The organism is Micromonospora sp. WMMD734, assembly GCF_049178975.1.
Classification (GTDB): domain Bacteria; phylum Actinomycetota; class Actinomycetes; order Mycobacteriales; family Micromonosporaceae; genus Micromonospora; species Micromonospora wenchangensis.
Window position 1 is genome coordinate 4,187,653 of the sequence record NZ_JBMHMK010000001.1, and the last position, 25,382, is coordinate 4,213,034.

The window sequence follows — 25,382 nt, forward strand, 5'->3', positions numbered from 1 at the left end:
ATCGACCCTCGCTGATCGCACCGGGGCTGTCAAGGGGCGGTCCGCCCCTTGACAGCCGGGGCGGGGCGGCACCCCGTCCGGTCAGCCCGCCGGGATCCCGGTCGCGTCGTCGACCAGGTCGTTGACGCAGCGCAGCACCGGCCGGGTGGTCAACGCCGCCGGGTCCAGCGGCGACCCGGAACTCACCGTGAACGTGACCGACTCCCCCGGCAGCAGGGTGACCAGCGCGGTGTCCACCTCGGCGGCCGGGTCGAGCCGGTCCGGGAACAGCGTCAGGTCCCGCAGCACGGTCCGCGCGGTCACCCGGACCCGCCGGCCGCCGTCGACCGCCTCCACCGCCGCCTCGTAACGGGCCGCCGGCCAGTGCACGTCCCGGTCCTCGGCGAAGAACCACAGGGCCCGCCCGGTGGTGTCACCGGCCTCGGCGACCAGCAGCTCCCGGCGTTCCTCCTCGGCCACCGCCAGGTCCGCCGGCAGCGGCACCGTCACCGCCGCGTACGCCGGCACGTCGAGCGGGTACGACGTCTTCGCCCTCGGCTCGCCGTGCAGGGTGGACCTGGTCACCGTCAGCGGGGCCCGCCACGGGGTGCCGGTCTCGTTCACCGCCACCAGCACCAGCCCACCGTCGCGGGGCTGGACGGTGAGCAGCCGGTCGGCGTACGCCCGGCGCAGCGCGTACCACAGGGGTTTGCGGCGGCCGTCACCGTCGACGGCCGACCAGGAGGTGACCGGCCAGCAGTCGTTGAGCTGCCAGACGATCGTGCCGGAGCAGACGTCCCGGTGCGACCGGAAGTGCTCCACCCCGAGCTGGATGGCCCGCGCCTGGTTGAGCTGGGTCAGGTAGTGCCAGTCGTCGAAGTCGGCCGGGGCGGGCAGGTGCGCGTCGAGCCCCCGACGCAGCTTGGCGTCCCCGTCGGCCGCTTTCTGGTGGTGGGCCATTCCCGGCGAGTCGGGCGCGAGTGGCTCGTCGGACAACGCCCGGCGCAGCGTCGCGTACGCCGGAGGCGCCTGGTAGCCGAACTCGGCGACGAACCGGGGGACGTACTCGCGGTACTTCGTGTAGTCGTCGGTGTTCCAGACGTCCCAGATGTGCGTGGTGCCGTGCGCCGGGTCGTTGGGGTGGACCGCCTCGCTACCCGACCACGGGCTGCCCGGCCAGTACGGGCGGGTCGGGTCCAGCTCACCCACCACCCGGGGCAGCAGGTCGAGATAGAAGCCCCGCCCCCAGCTGCGCCCGGCCAGCGGCCCCTGCCAGTCCCAGTCGTGCCAGCCCCAGATGTTCTCGTTGTTGCCGGTCCACAGCACCAGCGACGGGTGCCCGGCCAGCCGGGTCACCTGCTCCCGCGCCTCCGCCTCGACCTCCGTGCCGAACGGCTCCTCCTCCGGGTAGGCGGCGCAGGCGAACAGGAAGTCCTGCTGGACCAGCAGGCCGTGCTCGTCGGCGAGGGAGTAGAAGTCGGCCGACTCGTACCGGCCGCCGCCCCAGACCCGCAGCAGGTTGACGTTGGCGTCGGCGGCCTGGGTGAACCGGTGGGCCAGCCGGTCCCGGGTGATCCGGGTGGGGAACGCGTCGTCGGGGATCCAGTTGACCCCCCGGACCAGCACCGGCACGTCGTTGACGTGCAGGGTGAACGGGGTGCCGTGGGCGTCGGGGGTGGTGTCCAGGCGTACCGAGCGGAAGCCGATCCGCTGCGACCAGGTGTCCAGCGGGCTGCCGTCGGCCGTCGCAAGGGTCACCGTCAGCGGGTGCAGCGGCTGTGCGCCGTACCCCCGGGGCCACCACAGCTCGGGGTCGGCGACGGTGAGGGTCAGCGCGGCCGTGCGCTGCCCGGCGGGGACGGTCGTGACGGCGGCGACCCCGGCGACCTCGGCCCGGACGGTCAGCGGCACGTCGGCCACCCGCTCGACCTCGACGTGCAGCTCCACCCGCCCCTGCCCGTCGACGACCGTCACCAGTGGACGGACGACGTCGAGCCGGGCGGTGGACCAGGCGTGCAGCCCGATCTCCTGCCAGATCCCGGCGGTGACCAGCGTCGGCCCCCAGTCCCAGCCGAAGTTGCAGGCCATCTTGCGGATGAACCCGAACGGCTCCGGGTAGGCGTTGGGCCGGTCGCCGAGCCGGTCCCGCTGCTCCTCGGCGTACCGGTACGCCGAGTCGAACCGGACGGCGAGGGTGTTCTCCCCCGGCCGCAGCGCTTGGGCAACGTCGAACCGGTACGACCGGTGCATGTTGGCGGTTCGGCCGACCTCGACGCCGTTGAGGGTGAGCGTGGCGACCGTGTCCAGCCCGGCGCAGACCAGCTCGACCCGGTCGTCGTCGCCGGGCCGGTGGACGAACGTGGTCGCGTACTCCCAGTCGGTGCGGCCGATCCAGGCGAGCGTCGTCTCGTTGGCGTCGAGGTAGGGGTCGTCGATCAGGCCGGCGGCGAGCAGGTCGGTGTGCACGCAACCCGGCACGGTGGCGGGCACCGCCCGGCCGGCGACGGCGTCGGGCACCTGCGGCCCGGACACCGCGCGCAACTGCCAACCCTCGTGCAACGCCTGACGGTTCACGACTTCACCGCGCCTTCCATGATTCCCCGGACGATCTGCCGGCCGCCGATGAAGAGCATCACCAGCAGCGGGACCGTGGCGATGAACGCCCCCGCGAGCACCCGACGGTAGATGACGTAGTTGCCGCTCGCCAGATCGGAGACGGCGACCATCGAGGTCGGATAGTCGGTGCCGCTGAGCGTGATCAGCGGCCACTGGAAGTCGTTCCAGGTGGCCACGAAGGTGAGCAGGCCCAGCACCGCCAGGGCCGGGCGGATCGCCGGCAGCGCGATGCTGCGGTAGATCCGCATGGTGGTCGCCCCGTCGACCCGGGCCGATTCGACCAGCTCGTCGGGAACGCTGTTGACGATGAACTGCCGCATGTAGAACACCCCGAACGCGGTGACCAGACCCGGCGCGATGACCGCCAGCAGGGTGCCGTTCCAGCCGAGCCGGCCCATCACGATGTAGAGCGCGACGATGCCGAGCTGGTTGGGCACGGTGAGGGTGAGCACGACGAGCAGCATCAGCGCGTTGCTGCCCCGGAACCGCAGCTTGGCGAAGGCGAACCCGGCCAGCGAGCAGAAGAACAGCACCGAGGCGGTCACCACGGTCGACACGATGACGCTGTTGACCAGGGAGGCGGCGAAGTAGACGTCCTGGAGGGAGAAGACCTCGCGCACGTTGACCAGGAATTGGTCGCCGGGCACCACCGCCGGGGGCAGCTTCGCCAGCGCCTCGTCGTCGCTGGTGGCGATGACGAACATCCAGTACAGCGGGAACGCGGCGAACAGGAAGGTCAACGACAGCAGCAGGTACGTGCCGAGGCCGGCCGGGGTGTCCTGCGGCGCGCGCCCCGACAGGGCGGGCCGGTGCCGGCGGGCCGGCCGGGTGGGTCGCGGCGGGGCGGCGGCGGTCATCGGTGCCCCCTTCCGTTCGCGACTGCGGGACTCCGCTGCGCTACGTTCCTCGCGCTCACCGGCGACCCCCTGACAGGCGGTTGGTGAGCAGGGTGTTGAGCCCGGTGACCAGCAGGATGATCAGGAACAACGCCCAGGACATCGCGGCGGCGTAGCCGAGGTTGAGGTCCTTCCAGCCGACCTTGTAGATGAGCTGGGCGATGGTCTGCCACTCGCCGTTCGGCCCGCCGGTGGCGGCCTGCGCGTTGAGGTCGAACAGCATCGGCTCGGTGAACAGTTGCAGCCCGCCGATGGTGGACAGCACCACCGTGAACACGATCACCGGCTGGATCATCGGCACCGTGATCCGCCACAGCTGCCGCCACGGGCCGGCCCCGTCGATCGCCGACGCCTCGTAGACGTCGCGCGGGATGGACTGCATGGCGGCCAGGTAGAGCAGGGCGTTGTAGCCGATCCACTTCCAGTTGACCATCGTGGCGATGGCGATCCAGGCGTGCGGCTTGTCGGCCCGCCAGTCGATCGCCGCGTCCCCCGTCCCGCCGATGCCCACCTCGGCGAGCAGCCAGTTCGCCATCCCGAAACTGCGGGAGAAGAAGACGCTGAACACCATCGTCGAGGCCACGATCGGGGTGACGTACGGCAGCAGCACCCCGACCCGCCACCAGGTCTGCGCCCGCAGCCTGCGGTTGAGCAGCCAGGCGACCACCAGCGCCAGCAGCAGTTGCGGCACCGAGGAGAGCAGGAAGATGCCGAACGTGTTGTAGAGCGCGTTCCAGAAGTCCTCGTCACCGCCGAGCCGGGTGAAGTTCGCGAGGCCGGCCCAGTAGGGCAGGGTGGGGTCGTCGAGCCGGTAGTTGCGCAGCGCGACGACCCCGTTGAACAGCAGCGGGAAGAGCCCGAAGACGCCGAACAGCAGGAAGAACGGCGCGACCATCAGGTAGGGCAGGTAGCGCAGGTCGAACCGGTACAGCCGGTCGCGCCAGCCGAGCGACCGCTCGCCGGCCCCGGAGGCGTCGCGCTCCGGCCCGGTGCGTCGACTCGACGGCGGCACGGCACGGGTGGTGGACACGGGGCACCCTCCAGGGCCGGGACGGTACGGGGGCGGACGGCGTACGGTCAGGAGGTGCGGGCCTTCTCCGCCTCCTTGACCGCCTCGGCCCAGGCGGCGTCCGGCTTCAGGGTTCCGTTCTGCACCCGGTTGATGACGTTCTCCACGGCCACCCGGGTCGGGCCGTTCTTCCTGCCCAGGTACTGCGGGGTCAGCCCCTGCGCCATCTTCGGGAAGATCTGCCCGACGGGCGCGTCGTGGAAGAACGGGTTCTTGAACTCGGCGATCGCCGGGTCGGCGTAGAGCGCCGGTTGCGAGGGCAGGTTGCCGACCTTCTTGAAGATCTCGATCTGCTGTTCCGGCTGGATCAGCCACTCCAGCAGCTGGTACGCCTCGTCGACGTGCCTGCTCTGCTTGGGGATGGTGAGGAACGAGCCGCCCCAGTTGCCGCCGCCGCCGGGCACCGTGGCGATGTCCCACTTACCCTGGGTGCCGGGCGCGGTGTCCTTGATGTGGCCGAGCATCCACGCCGGGCAGGCGAGGACGGCGAACGAGCCGGCGGTGAAGCCCTTGTCCCAGTCGGCCTGGAAGCTGGCCAGGTTGGCCGAGAGCCCGGCCTGCACCGCCCTGATCGTGTAGTCGAAGGCGACCTTCGGCCCCTGCTCCATCTGGAGCTGTTCCTGCTCGTCGTAGAAGCCGACGGGCTGCTGGCCCAGGATCGGGTTGAACAGGTTGGTGCCGGAGTCGAGGAACTTCTTCTTCGTCCGGCCGGTGTAGTCCTGGCCGACCTGGATGAAGCTGTCCCAGGTGGGCCAGAGAGCGGAGACCTGGTCGCGGTCGGTGGGCAGCCCGGCGGCGGCGAACAGGTCGGTGCGGTAGCACATGGCCAGCCCGCCGACGTCGGTGCCGAGGCCGATCTGCGTCTTGCCGTCGGCCGACAGCGACTGCTTCCACTTCCACGGCAGGTACTTGCTCTCGTACGAGCCGGCGCCCTTGTCGAGGAGGTTGACGAACTTGTCGGACTGGCTGCGGAACTGGACCATGAAGCCCTCGTCGATGGCGGCGATGTCGGCCGCTCCGGAGCCGGCGACGAGCTTCTTCTGGAGATCCTCGTGCTGGGCGTTGTACTCGCCCGAGTTGAGTTGGATCTTGATGTTGGGGTGGTCGGCCTCGTAACGGGCCTTGAGGTCCTGGAGACCGAAATCGCCCCAGAAATTGATCTTCAGGGTGACCTGGCCGCCGCCGTCCGAGCCGGTGCCGCTCCTGCCGCTGCACGCAGCGACGAGCGTCAGGCTGACGACGCCGACCGCCGCCGCGCGGGCCCAGCGGGTCCAGGACCGTGTCATCTCATCCTCCGCGCACGCTTGTGGAACGCTCCACACATCGAGGAACGTCGACTGAACCGGATAAGTGAGGCCACCGTACGGGCCACCCCGTGCACTGTCAACGGCCGGTGAACGACGACCCCGAGCGGTAACCCGGGCCGCCCCGAAAGCCGTTCCGGCATGCCTGTCCACGCCTTCCGGCAGATGGAAAGGCATCGGTCACCGGTGGCGGCGCAGAGGCCGACCGGCACACTTAACCGAGCAAGCGAATCAGGCGCCCCTGCCGAACGGGACCGGCCACGGCCGGGGACGACGGCCGGCGGGGGCACCGGTAGCGTGAGCACCGCCGGTGACCCCGGCCCGAGGACGGCCTGCCCAGGCCGCGAGAAGTGGAGGAAACCGCCGGTGAAGCGGCCGACCATCGCCGACGTCGCCCGACGCGCCGGAGTGTCCAAGGGCGCGGTGTCGTACGCGCTCAACGGGCAGCCGGGCGTCTCGGAAGCCACCCGGCAGCGCATCCTGGCGATCGCCACCGAGATCGGTTTCAGCCCGAGCAGTGCGGCCCGCGCGCTCTCCGGCGCCACCGCCAACGCCGTCGGCCTGGCCCTGTGCCGACCGGCCCGGATACTCGGCATCGAGCCGTTCTTCATGGAGCTGATCAGCGGTGTCGAGGCCGAACTCTCCGCGAGGTCGTACGCGCTGACCCTGCAGGTGGTGGCCGACCAGGAGGCGGAGATCGCGGTCTACCGCCGGTGGTGGGCCGAACGACGGGTCGACGGGGTCCTCGTCTGCGACCTGCGCACCGACGACATCCGGGTGCCCGCCCTGGAGGAGCTGCAACTGCCCGCCGTGGTGATCGGCGGACCGAGGCACACCGGCACGCTCGCCCACGTCTGGTCGGACGACGCGGCGGCGCTCGCCGAGGCGGTGGAGTACCTGGTCGCCCTCGGCCACCGCAAGATCGCCCGGATCGGTGGGCTGCCGTCGCTGCTGCACACCGAGATCCGTACCGACGCGTTCGCCGAGGTGTGCGGCCGGCTCGGGCTCACCGACGCGGCGACCGTCTGGTCGGACTACACCGGCGAGGAGGGCGCGCGCGCCACCCGGCGGCTGCTCAGTTCCGCCCACCGCCCGACCGCGGTGATCTACGACAACGACGTGATGGCGATCGCCGGGCTCGCCGTGGCACAGGAGATGGGCCTCGGCGTTCCCACCGACCTGTCCATCGTGGCCTGGGACGACTCCCCGCTCTGCCAGCTCGTGCACCCGCCGCTGACCGCGCTCGGCCGGGACATCCCCGCCTACGGCGCGCACGCCGCCCGCCAGTTGCTCGGCGTCATCGCCGGTGAGCCGGTGCGCGGGCTCCAGGACGAGACGGCGCACCTCACCCCCCGGGGCAGCACCGCACCACCCCGGACGAGGTGAACCGGTTCATCCTGCTGCGCCCTCCAGGTCAGCGGGACGTCGTCGGGAACTCCGAGAAGTACGCCTCGACCCGCTCGGCGGTGGCCGGACGCGCCAACGCGAACCCCTGGCCGTACCGGCAGCCGGCCCTGGTCGCCCGGGCCACGTCCGGCTCCGACTCCAGCTCGGCCATCACCACGGTCACCCCCAGCCGCTCCCCCAGACCCACCACCACGTCGATCAACGGGCGGGACTCCTCGTCCGGATCGACCGGCCGGGGCTGCACCTTCAACAGGTCGATCGGCAGCCGGCGCAGCTGGGCCAGGGAGGCGTGCTCCGCCCGGAAGCTGTCCAACGCGGTGCGTACCCCGAGCGACCGCAGGCCGGCCAACCGGGCCACCACCGTGGGCAGGTCGGCCCCGAGCCGCGACTCGGCGATCTCCAGCACCAGCCGCTCCGCCGGGACGCCGTGCCCGGCCAGCACCGCCGCCACCCGGGGCACCAGATCCGGCGCCAACAGTTCGGCGAGCGTGACGTTGACCGCCAGCCACAGCTCCCGGCCGCCGACCGACCAGTCGGCGAGCTGCCGGCAGGCCCGGTCGAGCACCCACCGGCCCAACTCCCCCAGCAGGCCGAGATCCTCGGCGACGGGCAGGAACTCGGCCGGCAGCACGGTGCCCAGGACCGGGCTGCGCCAGCGCAGCAACGCCTCGATGCCGGCCGGCCGCCGGTCGGCCAGCGCCAGCACCGGCTGGTAGACCAGATCCAGTTCGCCCCGGTCCGCCGCCCCGGGCAGCTCCCGTTCCAGGTCCAGCCGGCGGACCAGCTCCTCCTCCAGGCAGGCGTCGTACCACTCGACCCGGTTGCGGCCGAGCTGGACGGCCCGGCGGCGGGCCAGGTCGGCCTGGCGCACCGCGTCCTGCGGCGACGTCGCGGCCAGCTCGGTCAGGCCCACGCCGACCCGGAGCCGCCCCATCCCGGTGGCAACCGGGCACGGCTCGGTCAACGCCGCGAGCAACCGCTCACCCAGTGCGTACGCCGGGACCGGGCCGGCGTCGGTGACCACCGCGAACTCCTCCCCGGACAGCCTGGCGACCAGATCCCGGGGGCCGACCACGTCACGCAGCCGGCGGACGGTGGCGGCCAGCAGCGGGTCCGGGCCGGCGGCGTCCTGCGCGGGGCCGAGGCCGTGCACGTCGACCAGGAGCAGCGCGCCCGGGATGCCGCCCCGCTCGTCGAGCACCCGCAGCAGCTCCTGCCGGGTGGACAGGCCGGTGAGCGGGTCGGTGGCGGCGACCCGACGCCGCTCCCGCTCCAGCCGGCGGCGGTCGCCGACGTCGCGGACGTGCAGCACCACCGCGGCCACCTCCGGCACGGCCCGCTGGTCGCTCACCGTCGCCTCGGTCTCCCGCCAACCGCCGTCACCGGTACGCATCCGGGCCACCAGCAGCGGCGCGACGGCGTCACCGGGCCGCCCGGCCAGCCGGGCCAGGACGCCCGGCGCGTCGTCCGGATGCAGCAGGTCGGCCAGCGCCCGCCCACACACCGCCTCCTGACGCAGCCCGAACCAGCGTTCACCGGCCGCCGAGAGCCAGTGCACCCGCAACCCGTCGTCGAGGACGAGGACCAGGTCACGACCCCCGGCGACCAGCGTGCGGAAGTACGCCTCGCGGGCGGCCAACTGCCCGGCCCACCGCCGCTGGTCGGTGACGGAGATGAGCTCCCGGGCCACCAGCGGCGGGATCACCGCCAGCCCGAGCAGGACGGCGGTCGGGGTGAAGCCGCCGACGAACGCCAGATGGCCGGCCGCCGCCACGGTCGCCACCGCCGCCGGTGCGGTCACCCGGGGCCAGGCCGGTGCCGGACCGGCCGGGCCCACCGGGTCGCCCGCCGCGACCCGGGCCATCCCGGCAGCCGTCAGCAACGCCCCACCGACCAGCAGCGGCACCGCGGTCAGCAGGCCCACCGTGGGGGCCCGGTAGGCCAGCAGCACCACCAGGTCGGCGAGGCCGAGCAGGACGGCCGCCACCCCGAGCAGGCACCGGGCCGGGCCGGGGTGCCGACGGAGGCGGGCCAGCGCACCCACCAGCAGCCAGGCCAGGACGCCCGCGCCCGCGACGGTGACCACCCGGACCACCTGCGGCACCGGGCCGGGCGGGACCAGCACCCAGCCGGCGAAGAGCAGGGCGGTGCCGAGGCCGGCCACGTCGACGCCGCGCCGCCACCGGGCCCGGGGGGCCAGCCGGGCGGGACCGGGCAGCAGGAGCAGCCCGACCGTGTAGGCAAGTGTGGCCGCGCCGAGCCCGGCCGCCGCGACCTCGGCGCGTCGTGCCGCCGGCGTCAGCGGTAGCACCACCAGCGCCGTCCCGACGACGGCCACCGCGACGGTGAACAGGACGGCGGCCCGGCGGCGGCGCAGGGCGCGACCGTCCCGCCCGACGGCGGCGAGGCGGAACAGCCGGGTGGCGGCCACGGCGCAGCCGCCCACGCCGGCCATCGTGGTGACGGCCAGCGGCGGGACGGCGTCGACCAGGGCCGCAGCGAAAAGCAGCGCGACCAGCAGGACGAGCACCACGGAAGCGGACGGTGGGCGGCGGAGGGGGTGGGCGACGGTCACGGCGGTCACCTTCGTGAGGGGGACACGGCGCGGTGCGACAGGGGGTTAGCGGTTCAACGAGGCGTCACCATCCCGGTTACGCCTCCCGGTCGTGACCTACGTCACCGGCCAGCGTCGGCCGGGGTCGGGCCGCCGCCCGCCCGGTGCCGCCCCGGCCCCGGGTGGAATCATCGGGGGGTGAGTCGCGCCGACACCATCCGCTTCCGGCACAACCAGGCCATCCTGGTCGCGGCCGTCATCGCCACCATCGGTGCGCTGCCCCTGGCCGCCGCCCGGTGGTACCTGCTGCCGGTGCTGCTGGTCCCGCTGACCGTCGCGGTCTGGGCCTGGCGCTCCGGCACCGACGCCGACCCGCGCGGGCTACGGCTGCGGGCCCTGGCCGGGGGACGGCGCATCGCCTGGGAGCAGGTCGTCGAGCTGGCCACCGACCCGCGCGGCCGGGCCGTCGTCCGGCTCACCGACGGGCACCAGCTGCCGCTGCCCGCCGTCCGGGGTGTCGACCTCCCCCGGCTGGTCGCGGTCACCGGACAGGCCCTGCCGGACGCGCGCTGAGCCGGTACACCCCCGGCCCGACACCGGTCAGTAGCCGTCGACCACCGTGTTGACCAGCGGGGACCCGGCGACGAACCGGCGCACCTGCTCCCCCACCAGCCGGTACGCCCGGGGTAGCAGCCCGCGTACCGAACCGGCGACGTGCGGGGTGAGCAGTACGTTCGGCAGTTCCCAGAGCGGATGGTCCGCCGGCAGCGGCTCCGGGTCGGTCACATCCAACGCCGCCCGTAGCCGGCCCGAGGTCAGCTCCGCGACCAGCGCCGCCGTGTCCGCCACCGGGCCCCGGGCGGCGTTGACCAGCAGCGCCCCGTCCGGCATGGCGGCCAGGAACCCGGCGTCGACCAGCCCCCGGGTGGCATCGGTCAGCGGCACCAGCAGCACCACCACGTCGGCCTCCGGCAGCAGGCGCGGCAGCTCGGTCACCGCGTGCACCCCCTCGTCCGGCCGGGCGGTCCGGGCGACCAGGGTGAAGGTCACGTCGAACGGGGCCAGCCGGGCCCGGACCGCCGCGCCGATCGAGCCGGCCCCGACGATCAGCACCCGCTTGCCGGTCAGCTCGTCGGTCGGCGCGACCCGGTCGTACGCCCACTCCCGGCGGGCCTGTGCGCGGGCCAGCTCCGGGAAGCCGCGTAGCTGGGCGAGGATCGCGGTGACCACCCACTCGGCGGTGCCGGCGTCGTGCACCCCCCGGGCGTCGCAGAGGGTGACCCCGGCGGGCACCCGGCCCGTCCAGGCGTCCGCCCCGGCGGAGAGCAGCTGCACCACCGCCAGGTCGGGCAGCCGGTCCAGCATCGCCGTGGTGTCCACCCCGGCCAGGAACGGCGGCACCCAGAACCGGACGTGGGTCGGGTCACCTGGCGGATTCGCCGGGTCGGTCCACGGCTGTACCGTGACACCGGCCGGAACGGAACCGAGCAGCTCGACCCCTTCGGGGTGCGGAATCCATACCTTCACACGTGCCGACGATAGCCCTGCGGCGACGGGCCACGCCGCCGGGCCGGCAACCCACGCCGGACCGGGCGACGTCGCCAAACGGCCACGGGTGACGGTCGGGCGGGACGGGTATAAGCGGGGGTCGGAGCGCCGAACGGTGTCCTCCCCATCACGGCAGACAGGTGGTCGATGACCGAACGCACCGTACGGCCGGACCTGGACGTCGCCGCGCTGGCCGATCCGGCCCGGCTGCGGTCGTTGACCGAGACCGGCCTGGACGCCACCCCGGACGAGGCGTTCGACCGGTTCGCCAGGCTGGTCAGCGACCTGCTCGACGTGCCGGTGGCACTGGTCTCGCTGGTCACCGAGACCCGGCAGTTCTTCCCCGGCGCGGTCGGGCTGCCCGAGCCGTGGGCCGCCCGCCGGCAGACCCCGCTGAGCCACTCGTTCTGCCAGCACGTGATCGACACGGAGATTCCGCTGGTGCTGCCGGACGCCCGGCTCTACCCCCGGGTGCGGGACAACCTGGCCGTGCCGGAGCTGGGCGTCGTCGCGTACGCCGGGATGCCGCTGACCGACCTGGACGGGCGGGTGCTCGGCTCGTTGTGCGCGATCGACAGCAAGCCCCGGGCCTGGACGAAGGCGCAGCTAAGGACACTTGCCGACCTGGCGGCGGCCTGCTCGTCGGAGCTGCGGCTGCGGATCGCGCTGGACGCGGCCGAGGCGGCCCGCCGGCTGGTCGAGCAGGCACACGAACGGCTCAACCTGCTCGCCTCGCTCAGCGAGGAGCTGACCGGGACGCTCGACGTGGAGACGGCGGTGGGGCGGCTGGCCGACGCGGTGGTGCCCCGGCTGGCCGACTGGGCCATGGTGACCCTGATCGACCAGGGCGGCACACCCCGTTGGGTGACCGCCGTGCACCGCGACCCGGCCCGCGCCGCCGACATCGCCCGGTTCGGCGAGGTGGCGCTGCGCCGGCTCGGCCCCGCCTCGGTCACCCGGACGGTGCTGCGGACGGGCCAGCCGGTGCTGCGCGGTGTGGCCGACCTGGACGACGTCCGCCGGGCCAGCGACGCCCCGGAGCTGGTGGCGCTCGCCGACCGGCTGGGTTTCGCCTCGCACCTGACCGTGCCGGTGCCGGCCCCCGGACGGGGCACGGTGATGGGCGCGGTGACCCTGGTCAACGGGCCGGGCCGACGGGCCTTCGACGACGACGACCTGGGCACCGCCCTGGAGATCGGCCGCCGCGCCGGGCAGGCGGTCGGCAACGGCTGGATCTACGGCGAGCAGCGGCACGTCGCCGAGGTGCTGCAACACAGCATGCTGCCGCAGTTGCCGCGGAGCCCGTGGGTGGAGCTGGCCGCCCGCTACCAGCCGGCCGCCGACCGGGTGGAGGTGGGCGGCGACTGGTACGACGCCTTCGTCCAGCCCGACGGCGACCTGGTGGCAGCGATCGGCGACGTCGCCGGCCACGACATCGAGGCCGCCGCGACCATGGGACAGCTACGCAACCTGGTGCGGGGCAACGCGTTCGGTCGGGACGACCCGGTCGAGGAGCTGATGCGGCGGTTGGACGCCACCATCTCGGGGCTGCGCATCCCGACCGCCGCCACGGCGGTGCTGGCCCGGCTCCGACCGGTCCCGGACGGGGTGGCGGTCACCTGGTGCAACGCCGGTCATCCCGCGCCGCTGCTGGTCACCGCCGACGGCACGGTACGGCTGCTCGACGGCCGGCGGGAGCCGCTGCTGGGGCTGACCCGGCCGACCCCACGCACCGGGGCGGAGGTGCTGCTCGCCCCCGGGGACACCCTGCTGCTCTACACCGACGGGCTGGTGGAGCGGCGGGACCAGCCGATCGACGAGGGCATGGCCCAGTTGTGCGCCCGGGTCGCCGCCGCCGGTACCCGACCTGCCGCCGAACTGTGTGACCTGCTGCTCGGCGCCGGGCACCGGCGCGAGGACGACGTGGCGCTGCTGGCCCTGCGGGCCCGTTGAGGGGTCGGCCGGCCGCCGGTCCCGGCCCGGGTGGCCCGGCCGGTCCGGATTCGCGGGCTAGGCTGGGGCGGGTGAGCGCCCGTCTCCCGTACCCCCGCACCGTCCGGGTCCGCGCGGCCCTGGCGGCCTCCGGTGCCGCGCTGCTGCTGACCGGGTGCAGTTTCGGCCCGCCGGAGCCCGATCCGGCCGGTGAGCCGCCCAACCTGCCGACCCCGTCGGCGTCGGCGAACACCCCCGAGCAGCAGGTGGTGGCCACGGTCCTGGCCAAGGGGCTGCGGGTGCCGTGGGGCATCGCCTTCCTGCCCGACGGGGCGGCGCTGGTCACCGAGCGGGACAGCGGCAGAATCCTCAAGGTCGGGCCGGAGTCGGGGCCGCAGGGGTTGACCGTCACTCCGGCGCAGACCGTGCCGGGGGTGGCCGCGTCCGGCGAGGCGGGCCTGCTCGGCATCGCCGTCTCCCCGGCGTACGCGCAGGACCGGACGGTCTTCGTCTACTACACCACCGAGCAGGACAACCGGGTGGCCCGGTTGACGTTGGGCGGCACCCCCACCCCGGTCCTGACCGGCATCCCGAAGTCCGGCAACCACAACGGCGGCGGGTTGGCGTTCGGCCCGGACGGGCAGCTCTACGTCAGCACCGGTGACGCCGGTGACCGGGACGCCGCCCAGGACCGCGCCAGCCTGGCCGGCAAGATCCTGCGGATCACCCCGGACGGCAAGCCGGCGGCGGGCAACCCGTTCCCCGGCTCGCCGGTCTGGTCCCTGGGGCACCGCAACGTGCAGGGCCTGGCCTGGGACGCCGGGAAGCGGATGTACGCCACCGAGTTCGGGCAGAACACCTGGGACGAGATCAACAAGATCGACAAGGGGGCGAACTACGGCTGGCCGACGGTGGAGGGGCAGGCCGGCGACGGCAGGTTCGTCGACCCGGTCGTGCAGTGGGGCACCGACGAGGCGTCCTGTTCGGGGCTGGCGGCCACGGGCCGGCTGCTGGCCGCCGCCTGTCTGCGCGGGGAGCGGCTCTGGCTGGTGGAGCTGACCGACGCCGGCACCGCGCTCGGCGCACCCCGGGAACTGCTCACCGGGAAGTACGGCCGGTTGCGGGCGGTCGCCGCCGCCCCGGACGGTTCGCTCTGGGTGTCCACCTCCAACCACGACGGGCGGGGTCAGCCGACCCCGGAGGACGACCGGCTGCTGCGGCTGGTCTTCGCCGAGGGTGGGGCCGGCCGGAGCTGACGACACGCCGACGGGCCGGACAGCCGGGCAGGTAACGGGCGGATCGGCTGCCCGTCTGACGGGTTTGCCAAGATCTTTCACGGGGCAGGTCAGAATCTCATCATGGGCGGTCAGGAGAACGAGCAACGCGGGCCTGGGGAGACGGACCTTCCCGCCCGGCGTGAGCGACGCTGGCGGACCTGGTGGTCGGCCCTGCGGTCGACCCGGGCCCGACGGGCCGGCGTGGTGCTGGCGGTGCTGCTGGTCGCCCTGACCGGGACGGTCATCGGGGTGTTCGCCGGCGGCCGGGTCAGCACCGACATCGGCCCGTTCCGCGCCGACCTGACCCTCGCCCCGGCGGTGCGGGGCGGCACCACCGTCGACATCCCCCCGCTGGGGGCGCTCCAACTCGACAGCCACCAGGGCCCCACCCACCTGACGGTCGGCCTCGGCGCGCTGGACCAGCGCAAGACCGAGGCGTTGATCGACGACCCGGCCAGCATCAGCCGGGCCAGCCAGTCGGCGGTGACCGACGTCCGTAACGGGGTGCTGCGGCTCGGGCTGCGTACCCTCGGGGCGGCCGTGCTGGTCACCCTGCTGCTGGCCGCGCTGGTCTTCCGGGACACCCGGCGGACCGCCTGGGCCGGTGGGGTGGCGCTGGCGGTCACCGCCGGTAGTCTCGGCCTGGCCGCCGGCACCATCCGCCCGCAGGCCATCGAGGAACCCCGCTACGAGGGTCTGCTGGTCAACGCCCCGGCGATCGTCGGTGACGCGCGGCGGATCGCCAACGACTACAGCCGCTACGCCGAGCAGTTGCAGCGGCTGGTCGGCAACGTCAGCCAGCTCTACACCACGGTGTCGGCGCTGCCGGTATACGAACCGGCGCCGGGTACCACCCGGGTGCTGCACGTCTCCGACATGCACCTCAACCCGACGGGCTGGCAGCTGATCCGCACCGTGGTCGAACAGTTCGGCATCGACGTGGTGATCGACACCGGTGACCTGACCGACTGGGGCAGCGAACCCGAGGCGTCGTACGTCGGCTCGATCGGGCTGCTCAAGAAGCCGTACGTCTACATCCGCGGCAACCACGACTCACCCCGGACGGCGGCGGCGGTGGCCCGGCAGCCGAACGCGGTGGTCCTGAACAACTCGACCACCACCGTCGCCGGCCTCACCATCGCCGGCATCGGCGACCCCCGGTTCACCCCGGACAAGGAGACCTCTCCGGCCGGCAGCGGGCTCACCGCGCAGGTAGCCAACCAGGTGATCGGGGCCGGCGAGACGCTCGCCACCACGGTCCGCGACTCGCCACGACCGGTGAACATCGCGCTGGTGCACGACCCGGCCTCGGCCGGCCCGCTCTCGGGCACCTGCCCACTGGTGCTGGCCGGGCACACCCACGCCCGGCAGATCTCCAAGCTGCCGCAGGTGGACGGCCAGCAGCCGACGCAACTGATGGTGGAGGGCTCGACCGGTGGTGCCGGGCTGCGCGGCCTGGAGGGCGAGAAGCCGACCCCGCTGTCGATGACGGTGCTCTACTTCGACCAGCAGAAGCTGCTCCAGGCCTACGACGACATCACCGTCGGCGGTACCGGGCAGGCCCAGGTGAACCTGGAACGGCACGTGATCCGCGACCCGGCGAAGGGTGCCGACGTCCCGGTCACCCCCACCCCGACCCGGGGCGGCTCGGAGTCCCCGTCCCCGTCCGGGACCGGCACGGCCCCCACCTCACCGACCCCCAGCCCGACCGGCTGACGCACCAGCGGTCAGCGCAACGCCAGGGCGGCCAGGGCGGCGGCGGTCAGCCGGCCCATGCGGGCCGGCAGCGCAGAGCCGGCAGCCGGGGCTGCGCGCCTCGACCGTCGGGCCGCGACTCACGGATGCGCCCGCCTCACCCGGGCCCCACCCTCCGCCCGACGTCACCGAAGGTGACCGCCACGCCGCCCCCACCTACCCACTCTCGGAGACTTTGCTCTGCTGCCCTCACAGCGACAGTCACCCTGCGTTATGGCACCGATGCTCGACGCCGCCAACAGTCGTCGACATTTCCCCTAATCAGCAGCTTGTCGCCGCCATGGCAGCAGAGCAAAGGAGGCGCACCTGAGTCATGGGAGCCGCCACATTGAACACTGAGGGTGACCACAGCCAGCACCGGTCATGGAAGCACGGAGAGTAATCAGGTCAGCGACGCGTTCCACCGGTGGATGGCGGGGCACGACACCCGCCAGCGGCGGGCAGAGCAGGCGGGGCAGGGAGGGAGAGGCAGGGCAGCGGTCAGCGCAGCGACAGGGCGGCCAGGGCGGCGTTGACGATGCTGCCGGGAAGCAGGTCGTGCAGCTCGTACAGCTCGCGGACGCTGCCGGACTGGCCGAACTCGTCCACCCCCAGCGGCACCGCCGGCACCCCGAGCGCCGAGCCGAGCCAGGCCATCGCGTGCGAGGCGGCGTCGTGCACGGTCACCAGCGGGGTACGGTCCCCGAAGGCCGCCCGCAACGCCCCCGGCACGCTCGGCACGGTCGCCGTACGCACGCCCTGGCGCAGGGTGCGCTGCCAGGCCCGGTAGAGCCGGTCCAGGCTGGTCACATCGACCACGTGCGCGGCGATGCCCTCCTCGGCCAACTCGGCGGCGGCGGCCAGCGTCTCCGGCAGCACCGCCCCGGAGGCGGCCAGGGTCACCACCGGCGCGTCGGCCAGCTGCGGATGCGCCTGGTGCGCGTCCACCAGCCGGTACGCCCCGGCGACCACCTGCCGGCGCAGCACCGCGTCGCCGAGGCGGACCCGGGCCGCCTCGAACGGCGACTGGTCCAACGGACGGGTGCTCAACCGGAAGTAGTAGGCCCCGTCCTCGGCCGGCGCGGCGGTGGCGGCCGGCGCGGCCCCCTGCGCGATCTGCCCGAGCGCGTCGCAGAGCAGCCAGTCGAGACTGGTGGCGTAGGCCGGCTCGCAGAGGGTCACACCTGGCAGTTCCAGGCCGACGGACGCGGTGATGGTGGACTGGTGCGCGCCGCCCTCCGGGGCCAGGGTGACACCCGACGGGGTGCCGGCCACCACGAACCGGGAACCCGAGTAGGTGCCGTAGAGGAAGGCGTCCAGCCCGCGCAGCACGAACGGGTCGTAGACCGTGCCGACCGGCAGCAGCGGCTGCCCGGACAGGTCCCACGACAGGCCGAGCTGCCCCAGCAGCAGGAACAGGTTCATCTCGGAGATGCCCAGTTCGATGTGCTGCCCGGCGGGGCTCTCCGTCCAGCGCAGCATCCGGTCCTGCGACCAGGACCGCCGCTCGGTCGGGGCGAACACCCCGGTCCGGTTGATGAACCCGGCCAGGTTGGTGGAGGTCGCCACGTCCGGCGCGGTGGTGACCAGGTAGGGCGCGACCTGCGGATCCCGGGCCAGCTCCACCAGCACCCGGCCGAAGGCCTCCTGGGTGGAGACCGGCTTCTGCGCGCGTACCCCGGTGGCCTCCGGGACGGTGACCCCCAGCGACCGTTGGCGGGGCGCCCGGGCCAGCGCCTCGCGGCGCGCGCCGGCCCGGATGCCGGCCGGGCTCGCCGGGTCGAGCCGGTCCCACTCGGTCGCGGCGGTCAGGCCGTGCGCCGCGCGCAGCGCGTCGACCTGCGCGGTGGACAGCAGCGCGGAATGGTTGCGCGGGTTGCCGGCGATCGGCAACCCCCACCCCTTGACCGTGTACGCGAAGACGACGCTGGGCCGGTCGGTCACCGCGTCGCACTGGGCGTACGCGTCGAGCATCGCCTCCAGGTCGTGCCCGCCGAGGTCGGTGACGAGTGGGGCCAACTCCTCGTCGGTCAGGTCGGCGATGAACCCGGCGATGCCGTCGGGCGCGCCGTCCAGGAACTGCTGCCGCAGCGCCGGCCCGGTCAGCCCGAACAGCGACTGGTACTGCTCGTTGGGCATCCGGTCGATCCAGTCGCGCAGCGCCGCCCCACCCGGCCGGGCGTACGCCTGCGCGAGCCGGCGGCCGTACTTGACCTCGACGACGTGCCAACCGGCGGCCTCGAACTGCCCCCGCCACTGGTCGATCCGGATGCCGGGCACCACCCGGTCCAGCGACTGCCGATTGAAGTCGACCAACCACATCACGTTGCCCAGGCCGGTGGTGGCCGGGTCGGCGACCGCCTCCCAGATGTTCCCCTCGTCCAGCTCGGCGTCGCCGATCAACGCGACGAACCGCGAGTGCGGGCGGGTCCCGAAGTGGGCGTCGACGTAGCGGCGGGTCACCGCGGCGAACAGCGGTGCCGCCGCGCCCAACCCGACGGAGCCGGTGGAGAAGTCCACCTCGTCCGGGTCCTTGGTCCGCGACGGGTACGACTGCAACCCGCCCCGCGCCCGCAGCCTCGTCAGGTATGACCGGTCCAGGTTGCCGAGCAGGTACTGGATCGCGTGGAACACCGGGGAGGCGTGCGGCTTGACCGCCACCCGGTCCTCGGCGTCCAGGTGGGCGAACCACAGCGCGGTCATCGCGGTGACCAGGGAGGCGCTGGACGCCTGGTGGCCGCCGACCTTCACCCCGTCGCCGGTGTCCCGGTCGTGGTTGGCCGCGTCCACGATCCGGGTGGCGAGCCACAGCACCCGCCGCTGGATCTCGTCGAGGACGTCGAGGTCGTGCTCGTTCACGGGGACTCCATCCGGGCGTCGCCGTTGACGCCCTCGGTGGGGGGTCGCGCGGGTCGCGCGCGTACCCCGGGGGAAGAGGGTGAGGGCCACCGTCGGGTCACGACGGCGGCCCTCGCCGGTCGCGGGCGGGAACCCTCGGCCCCGGCCCGGTCGGGTCAGCCCTGGACGCCGAGGCGCTCCAGGACCAGGTCACGGACGGTCTTGGCGTCGGCCTGGCCACGGGTGGCCTTCATCACCGCGCCGACCAGCGCACCGGCAGCGGCGACCTTGCCGCTGCGGATCTTGTCGGCGATGCCCGGGTTGGCGGCGATCGCCTCGTCGACGGCGGCGGTGAGCGCGCCGGTGTCGGAGACCACCTCCAGGCCCCGGTTGGTCATGATCTCGGTCGGCGAGCCCTCGCCGGCCACCACGCCCTCCAGCACCGTCCGGGCCAGCTTGTCGTTGAGCTTGCCGGCGTCGACCAGGCCCTGGAGCTCGGCGACCTGTGCCGGGGTGGCCCCGATGTCGGCCAGCTCGGTGCCGGTCTCGTTGGCCCGGCGGGACAACTCACCCAGCCACCACTTGCGGGCCGCCGCCGGGGTGGTGCCGGCCGCCACGGTCGCCTCGATCAGCTCGACCGCACCGGCGTTGAGCACCGACTGCATGTCGAGGTCGGACAGGCCCCACTGCTCCTGGAGCCGGCGGCGGTGCAGCCGGGGCAGCTCCGGCAGGGCCGCCTTCAGCTCGGCCACCCAGGCGGTGTCCGGGGCGAGCGGCACCAGATCCGGCTCGGGGAAGTACCGGTAGTCGGTTGCGGTCTCCTTGGACCGGCCCGGCGTGGTGTCCCCGGTGTCCTCGTGGAAGTGCCGGGTCTCCTGGGTGATCCGGCCGCCCGCGTCCAGCACCGACGCCTGGCGCAGGATCTCCGAGCGGACCGCCCGCTCCACCGACCGCAACGAGTTGACGTTCTTGGTCTCGGTGCGGGTGCCCCACTCCTGTCCCGGCAGGTTGAGGGAGGTGTTGACGTCGCAGCGCAGCGACCCCTCCTCCATCCGGACGTCGGAGACGCCCAGCGAGCGCAGCACGTCCCGCAGCTCGGTCACGTACGCCTTGGCCACCTCGGGGGCGAGCGCGCCGGTGCCCGGAACCGGCTTGGTGACGATCTCCACCAGGGGGATGCCGGCGCGGTTGTAGTCGACGAGCGACTCGGTCGCGCCGTGGATCCGGCCGGTGGCCCCGCCGACGTGCAGCGTCTTGCCGGTGTCCTCCTCCAGGTGCACCCGCTCGATGCCGATCCGCACCAGCTCGCCGTCGACCTCGACGTCCAGGTAGCCGTCGGAGCACAGCGGCTCGTCGTACTGGCTGATCTGGAAGTCCTTCGGCATGTCCGGGTAGAAGTAGTTCTTCCGGGCGAACCGGCACCACTGCGCGATGGAACAGTTCAGCGCCAGGCCGATCCGGATGGTCGCCTCGATCGCCGCCCTGTTCGCCACCGGCAGCGAGCCGGGCAGGCCCAGGCAGACCGGGCAGACCCGGGTGTTCGGCTCGCCACCGAAGTCGGTCGGGCAACCGCAGAACATCTTGGTGTTCGTGCCCAGCTCGACGTGGGTCTCCAGGCCGATCACCGGCTCGTAACGCGCAACGACCTCGTCGTACGCGGGCAGTGTCGTCGTCATCTGAACTCCAGCCTCACAGTGCCGGTGGGGTGAACGTGCCGACCACGGACTCCAGCGCGGCGGCGACCCGGTACATCCGGTCGTCGGCCATCGTCGGGGCCATCACCTGCAGACCGACGGGCAGCCCCTCGGACAGGCCGCACGGCACCGAGATGCCCGGCCCGCCGTACAGGTTCGTCGGGATGGTGAACAGGTCCGCCAGGTACATCTGGTACGGGTCGGCGGTGCGCGCCCCGATCGGGAACGCCACGAACGGCGTGGTGGGCGAGATCAGCGCGTCGACCTGCTCGAACGCCGCGGTGAAGTCCCTGGTGATCAGGGTACGGACCTTCTGCGCCTGCCCGTAGTAGGCGTCGTAGTAGCCCGACGACAGCGCGTACGTGCCGACCATGATCCGCCGCTTGACCTCGGCCCCGAACCCGGCCTCCCGGGTCAGCGACATGACCTCCTCCAGCGACCGGTTGCCGTCGTCGCCGACCCGCAGCCCGAACCGGACCCCGTCGAACCGGGCCAGGTTGGAGGAGCACTCGCTGGGCGCGATCAGGTAGTACGCCGGCAGCGCGTACCGGAAGTGCGGGCAGGACACCTCGACGATCTCGGCGCCCAGCTTGGCCAGGGTGTCCACCGACTCGCGGAACGCGGCCATCACGCCCGGCTCCGCACCCTCACCGGTGAACTCCTTGACGATGCCGAGCTTCACCCCGGTCAGGTCGCCCGTCGCGCCGAGTTTCGCGGCGGCCACCACGTCCGGCACCGGCTGCGGGATGGAGGTGGAGTCGCGCGGGTCGTGCCCGCCGATGACCTGGTGCAGCAGCGCCGCGTCGAGCACCGTGCGGGCGCACGGGCCGGGGGTGTCCAGCGAGGAGGAGAACGCGACCAGGCCGTACCGGGAGGTGCCGCCGTAGGTGGGCTTCGCGCCGACGGTGCCGGTGACCGCGCCGGGCTGGCGGATCGAGCCACCGGTGTCGGAACCGATGGCCAGCGGGGCCTCGTACGCGGCCAGCGCGGCGGCACTGCCCCCACCCGAGCCGCCCGGGATCCGGTCGGTGTCCCACGGGTTGTGGGTCGGGCCGTACGCCGAGTATTCCGTGGAGGAGCCCATCGCGAACTCGTCCATGTTGGTCTTGCCGAGCATCACCGTGCCGGCCGCGCGCAGCCGCTGCACGATCGTCGCGTCGTACGGCGGACGCCAGCCTTCGAGGATCTTCGAGCCGACGGTGGTCGGCACACCCTTCGTGGTGAGCACGTCCTTCACCGCCACCGGCACCCCGGCCAGCGGCCCCAGCTGCTCACCGGCGGCCCGGCGCTCGTCGACGGCGCGGGCGGCGGCCAGCGCCCCCTCGGTGTCGACGTGCAGGAACGCGTGCACCCGGTCGTCGACGGCGGCGATCCGGTCCAGGTGGGCCCGGGTCACCTCGACGGCGGAGGTCTCCCCCGAGGCCACCAGCCCGGCCAGGTCGGTCGCGGTCATTCTGGTCAGGTCGGTCATGCCGTCGCCTCGCTCCGCTCACCGGTGCCCCGGGCAGCCGGCGCACTGGGCTCGATGGTTCGCCTGTCACGCCCGGTGTCAACCACACAGCCGCTCACGACGCCACGTCCTCGTCCAGGATGCGCGGGACGCGGAACCGCTGCTCGGCGACGTCGGGGGCACCCGACAGCGCCTCCTGCGGGGTCAGTCCGGGCACCACCACGTCGTCGCGGAGCACGTTGGTCAGCGGCACCGAGTGGGAGGTCGGCGGAATGTCCGCCGCCGTGACCTCGCCGACCTGCGCGACCGACTGGAGGATCACGTCGAGTTGACCGGCGAAGGTGTCCAGCTCCTCCTCGGTGACGGCGAGCCGCGACAGTCGCGCGAGGTGCGCGACCTCCTCGCGGGAGATGGCGGCCATCGGTGCCCCCTTCGTGGCTGTGCTGCTGCGGGCGGGTGGGCCGGCCGCGACGTCGACGGGATGACGCGCGGTGACCGGAGCGAGTCTATTGTCCTGCGCCGGACCCGACGCCTCCGACTCCCCCCGCGTCCGGGCCGCCGGCCGGTCCGGGGCCGCCCACCCGGCCCCTGGGGGTGTGCCGGCGACCGTCAGCGGGCGTGCCGGCGGGGGATCTCGGCGTCCGGGCTGGGGACGGGGCTCAGCGGCCGGTACCGGGCCAGCCAGGCGGTCAACTCGTCGGCGGGCATCGGGCGGGCGTAGAACCAGCCCTGCGCGGCGTCACAGCCGGCCGCGTGCAGCAGCCGCCAGGTCCGCTCGTCCTCTACCCCCTCGGCCACCACCCGCAGGCCGAGCGCGCCGGCCAGCTCGATGGTCGACCTGACGATCGCCGCGTCGTCGGCGTCCCCGGCCATCCCCAGCACGAACGACCGGTCCACCTTCACCTCGGACAGCGGCAGCCGGCGCAGGTGCTGCAACGACGAGTAGCCGGTGCCGAAGTCGTCGAGCGAGATGGCCACCCCGAGCTGGTGCAGCCGGGTGATGGTGGCGAGCACCCGCCGGGGGTCGGCCATCAGCGCCCCCTCGGTGATCTCCAGTTGCAGCCGGTCCGGGCGTACCCCGTGGCCGGCGAGCCGGTCGGCGATCCGGTCGACGATCTCCCCGGTGTGCAGGTCGCGGACGCTGACGTTGAGCGCCGCCCGCAGCGTGGTGCCGGCGGCCGACCACTTCGCCAGCTGCGCCACCACGTCGTCGATCACCCGGTAGGTGAGCAGGCGCATCACGGCGCTCTGCTCGGCGACCCGGATCAGCTCCTCCGGGTCGACCATCCCCCGGCGCGGGTGCCGCCAGCGCAGCAGCGCCTCCACCCCGACCACCTCGCCGGTGGCGATGGCGACCTGCGGTTGGTAGTACATGGTGATCTCGCCGACCTCGGCCGCCGGGGCGGGGGGCGTCGCCGCCGGCCCGGTGTCCGGGGCCGGTCCGGCCGGCGGGTGCTCCGGTGGGCCGTGCCGGCGGACCGGGTCGGCTCCGGTGAGGATGCGGTTCAGCAGTTCGTCGGGGTGCGCCGGGGCGGGCCGGGAGCGCCGCCGGGGCAGCCACCACCGGCCGGTGCCGCCGACGCCCGGGCCGCCGCCGGGGTCGGTGCGCACGCCGCTGCCGGGGCCCCTCCCGAGGCCGGGGCCCGGTCCGCTGCCCGGTCCGCCGCCGACGGCGGGGCGCGGGGCATCGCCGGGTCCGTCGTCGGGGGCCAGCCGGGGTGGCAGCGCCGCGCCGTCACCGCCGCGCACGGTCGGCCCGGCCACCGGCCCGTTCTCCAGTACGCGCCGCAGGTCGGCCAGGAGCGCCAACCGCTCGGCGGAGTTGTGGTCGGACTCGGCGGCGTACACGGCGACGGTGTCGTTGCGGTGCTTCGCGTCGTACATGGCGACGTCGGCGTGACGCATCAGGGTGGCGTAGTCCTCGCCGTGGTCGGGGAAGAGCGCGATGCCGATCGAGCCACCGACGTCGAGCGGCAGGCCGTCCAGCGACACCGGCTCGGTCAGCGCGGCGACCACCCGCCCGGCCAGCTCACGCGCCTCGTCGACACCGTCGAGCCCACCGGCGACGATGGCGAACTCGTCCCCGCCGAGCCGGGCCAGCAGGTCCCGCTCGCCGACCACGCCGGCGAGCCGGGCACCCACCTCGACCAGCAGCCGGTCGCCGACGGCGTGGCCGAGCGCGTCGTTGACGTTCTTGAACCGGTCCAGGTCGATCAGCAGGAGCGCCACCCGCGCCCCCGGTTCCCCCCGGGCGACCCGCTCGGCGTGCCGGTGCACCTGCTCGGCCACCTCGGCGAGCAGCGCCTTGCGGTTGGGCAGACCGGTCAACGGGTCGAGGGCGGCGAGCTGGACCTGTTCGTCGGAGAGGTGGGCCATCCGGTAGACCGCGAACAGCGGCACCAGCACCAGTGGGATCAGCGCGGCGCTGGCCCGCGCGGCGGTGACCAGAACGGGGGCGAGCAGCAGCAGCGAGCCGGTGGAGAGCAACTCGAACGGCAACCCCTGCCGGACCGCCGGCCACCACCGGCCGCCGAAGCGCAGCCGCAGCGCGGTGCTGACCAGGCCGTAGTTGACGACGAACCAGGTGACCGTCGCGCCGCCCACGGCGAGCACGTCGGTCCAGCCCAACCGGTCGCCGTCGAACAGGCCGCCGGGACCGGACCGCAGCACCAGGTGGGCGGCGGCGAGCGCGCAGGCGTACTGGGCGGCGTTGAAGGTGGTCCGCCAGGGGGCGTGCCCCAGCCGGACACCCGACACGGTGACCGCGAGAGCCTGCACGAGCACCGCCGGGCCGAGGCCCCAGCCGAGCAGGATGGCGAAGGTGAAGCAGGTGGACGGGAAGACCGCCGAGGTCTGCCGGCGGCCGGAGGGCACGAAGGGGCGGGCGTCGCAGCCGACCGCGAGCACCGCCATCGTCCAGAACGCCGCCGGCAGCCCGTCGGGCCGGTCGACGAGGTCGACCAGCGACGCGACGGAGACCAGGGCGGCCAGGCCGAGCACCCCGGTGACGAGGCCCAGGAACGGCCCCTCCCGCCCACCCGGGAACGAGTTACGGGGGTCGGCGGTCTCCATCGCACCTCCCGG

General features: G+C 73.6%; 16 protein-coding genes. 5 read left to right on the top strand and 11 right to left on the bottom strand.

Annotated features, from left to right (window positions below; translation table 11 throughout):
* Nucleotides 1–81: 81 nt before the first annotated feature.
* From ACN267_RS17770 to ACN267_RS17785, 4 genes are read right to left on the bottom strand one after another with little or no spacing between them, the layout of a single operon-like run.
* The gene (locus ACN267_RS17770) at nucleotides 82–2,553 is read right to left on the bottom strand and encodes a glycoside hydrolase family 2 protein (protein ID WP_421489165.1); all 2,472 of its coding nucleotides are present in this window, start codon (nucleotides 2,551–2,553) and stop codon (nucleotides 82–84) included.
* On the bottom strand, nucleotides 2,550–3,452 hold the full coding sequence (locus ACN267_RS17775; RefSeq protein ID WP_421489166.1) for a carbohydrate ABC transporter permease: 903 nt from the start codon (nucleotides 3,450–3,452) through the stop codon (nucleotides 2,550–2,552). Before ACN267_RS17775 ends, ACN267_RS17770 begins: the two co-directional genes overlap by 4 nt.
* Before the next feature lie 55 nt (nucleotides 3,453–3,507).
* Entirely contained in the window at nucleotides 3,508–4,521 is a 1,014-nt protein-coding gene (locus ACN267_RS17780; protein WP_204956783.1) for a carbohydrate ABC transporter permease, read from the bottom strand.
* A 47-nt stretch (nucleotides 4,522–4,568) separates the two neighbouring features.
* On the bottom strand, nucleotides 4,569–5,846 hold the full coding sequence (locus tag ACN267_RS17785) for an extracellular solute-binding protein (protein WP_421489167.1): 1,278 nt from the start codon (nucleotides 5,844–5,846) through the stop codon (nucleotides 4,569–4,571).
* A gap of 384 nt (nucleotides 5,847–6,230) precedes the next feature.
* Between ACN267_RS17785 and ACN267_RS17790 the strand changes: the two genes are divergently transcribed.
* Nucleotides 6,231–7,250 (top strand): LacI family DNA-binding transcriptional regulator, encoded by a 1,020-nt coding sequence (locus ACN267_RS17790; RefSeq protein WP_204956781.1) that lies wholly within the window; start codon nucleotides 6,231–6,233, stop codon nucleotides 7,248–7,250.
* Between the two features lie 28 nt (nucleotides 7,251–7,278).
* On the opposite strand, the gene ACN267_RS17795 is transcribed toward ACN267_RS17790, so the two are convergent.
* The gene (locus ACN267_RS17795) at nucleotides 7,279–9,846 is read right to left on the bottom strand and encodes a putative bifunctional diguanylate cyclase/phosphodiesterase (protein ID WP_421489168.1); all 2,568 of its coding nucleotides are present in this window, start codon (nucleotides 9,844–9,846) and stop codon (nucleotides 7,279–7,281) included.
* A gap of 177 nt (nucleotides 9,847–10,023) precedes the next feature.
* Here ACN267_RS17795 and ACN267_RS17800 point away from each other — a divergent pair, with 177 nt between their 5' ends.
* The gene (locus ACN267_RS17800) at nucleotides 10,024–10,398 is read left to right on the top strand and encodes a PH domain-containing protein (RefSeq protein WP_281899953.1); all 375 of its coding nucleotides are present in this window, start codon (nucleotides 10,024–10,026) and stop codon (nucleotides 10,396–10,398) included.
* 27 nt (nucleotides 10,399–10,425) lie between these two features.
* Here ACN267_RS17800 and ACN267_RS17805 read toward each other — a convergent pair whose 3' ends face one another.
* Nucleotides 10,426–11,352 carry a 2-hydroxyacid dehydrogenase gene (locus ACN267_RS17805; protein ID WP_281899955.1) on the bottom strand — a complete coding sequence of 309 codons (927 nt, stop codon included), beginning with the start codon at nucleotides 11,350–11,352 and terminating at the stop codon, nucleotides 10,426–10,428.
* Between the two features lie 168 nt (nucleotides 11,353–11,520).
* On the opposite strand from ACN267_RS17805, the gene ACN267_RS17810 reads away from it, so the two are divergent.
* The 3 genes from ACN267_RS17810 (at nucleotide 11,521) to ACN267_RS17820 (ending at nucleotide 16,298) form a co-directional block, all read left to right on the top strand.
* Nucleotides 11,521–13,326: a GAF domain-containing SpoIIE family protein phosphatase gene (locus tag ACN267_RS17810; protein WP_421489169.1), complete on the top strand. Its 1,806-nt coding sequence runs from the start codon at nucleotides 11,521–11,523 to the stop codon at nucleotides 13,324–13,326.
* A 71-nt stretch (nucleotides 13,327–13,397) separates the two neighbouring features.
* A complete protein-coding gene (locus tag ACN267_RS17815) occupies nucleotides 13,398–14,561 on the top strand; it encodes a PQQ-dependent sugar dehydrogenase (RefSeq protein WP_194821141.1) in 1,164 nt (387 codons plus the stop codon).
* Nucleotides 14,562–14,663: 102 nt separating this feature from the next.
* Nucleotides 14,664–16,298: a metallophosphoesterase gene (locus ACN267_RS17820; protein WP_421489170.1), complete on the top strand. Its 1,635-nt coding sequence runs from the start codon at nucleotides 14,664–14,666 to the stop codon at nucleotides 16,296–16,298.
* Between the two features lie 519 nt (nucleotides 16,299–16,817).
* Here the strand turns inward: ACN267_RS17820 and ACN267_RS17825 are convergent.
* From ACN267_RS17825 to ACN267_RS17845, 5 genes are all read right to left on the bottom strand, one after another.
* Complete coding sequence (locus tag ACN267_RS17825) at nucleotides 16,818–19,175, bottom strand: transketolase-like TK C-terminal-containing protein (RefSeq protein WP_421489171.1); 2,358 nt, start codon at nucleotides 19,173–19,175, stop codon at nucleotides 16,818–16,820.
* Between the two features lie 155 nt (nucleotides 19,176–19,330).
* Nucleotides 19,331–20,830 (bottom strand): Asp-tRNA(Asn)/Glu-tRNA(Gln) amidotransferase subunit GatB, encoded by a 1,500-nt coding sequence (gene gatB / locus ACN267_RS17830; protein ID WP_204956775.1) that lies wholly within the window; start codon nucleotides 20,828–20,830, stop codon nucleotides 19,331–19,333.
* A 13-nt stretch (nucleotides 20,831–20,843) separates the two neighbouring features.
* Nucleotides 20,844–22,319 carry an Asp-tRNA(Asn)/Glu-tRNA(Gln) amidotransferase subunit GatA gene (gene gatA / locus ACN267_RS17835; RefSeq protein ID WP_204956774.1) on the bottom strand — a complete coding sequence of 492 codons (1,476 nt, stop codon included), beginning with the start codon at nucleotides 22,317–22,319 and terminating at the stop codon, nucleotides 20,844–20,846.
* A 94-nt stretch (nucleotides 22,320–22,413) separates the two neighbouring features.
* On the bottom strand, nucleotides 22,414–22,719 hold the full coding sequence (gatC, locus tag ACN267_RS17840) for an Asp-tRNA(Asn)/Glu-tRNA(Gln) amidotransferase subunit GatC (protein ID WP_088641698.1): 306 nt from the start codon (nucleotides 22,717–22,719) through the stop codon (nucleotides 22,414–22,416).
* Nucleotides 22,720–22,907: 188 nt separating this feature from the next.
* Nucleotides 22,908–25,370, bottom strand: coding sequence for a putative bifunctional diguanylate cyclase/phosphodiesterase (locus ACN267_RS17845; RefSeq protein WP_421489172.1), 2,463 nt, complete (start codon nucleotides 25,368–25,370; stop codon nucleotides 22,908–22,910).
* Nucleotides 25,371–25,382: the final 12 nt, after the last annotated feature.

Bases quoted from the DNA above. Each gene is read 5' to 3' on its own strand.
- ACN267_RS17775 (WP_421489166.1), bottom strand. From the start codon at position 3,452: ATGACCGCCGCCGCCCCGCCGCGACCCACCCGGCCGGCCCGCCGGCAC.
- ACN267_RS17785 (WP_421489167.1), bottom strand. From the start codon at position 5,846: ATGACACGGTCCTGGACCCGCTGGGCCCGCGCGGCGGCGGTCGGCGTC.
- ACN267_RS17810 (WP_421489169.1), top strand. From the start codon at position 11,521: ATGACCGAACGCACCGTACGGCCGGACCTGGACGTCGCCGCGCTGGCC.
- ACN267_RS17820 (WP_421489170.1), top strand. From the start codon at position 14,664: ATGGGCGGTCAGGAGAACGAGCAACGCGGGCCTGGGGAGACGGACCTT.
- gatB (WP_204956775.1), bottom strand. From the start codon at position 20,830: ATGACGACGACACTGCCCGCGTACGACGAGGTCGTTGCGCGTTACGAG.
- gatA (WP_204956774.1), bottom strand. From the start codon at position 22,319: ATGACCGACCTGACCAGAATGACCGCGACCGACCTGGCCGGGCTGGTG.
- gatC (WP_088641698.1), bottom strand. From the start codon at position 22,719: ATGGCCGCCATCTCCCGCGAGGAGGTCGCGCACCTCGCGCGACTGTCG.
- ACN267_RS17845 (WP_421489172.1), bottom strand. From the start codon at position 25,370: ATGGAGACCGCCGACCCCCGTAACTCGTTCCCGGGTGGGCGGGAGGGG.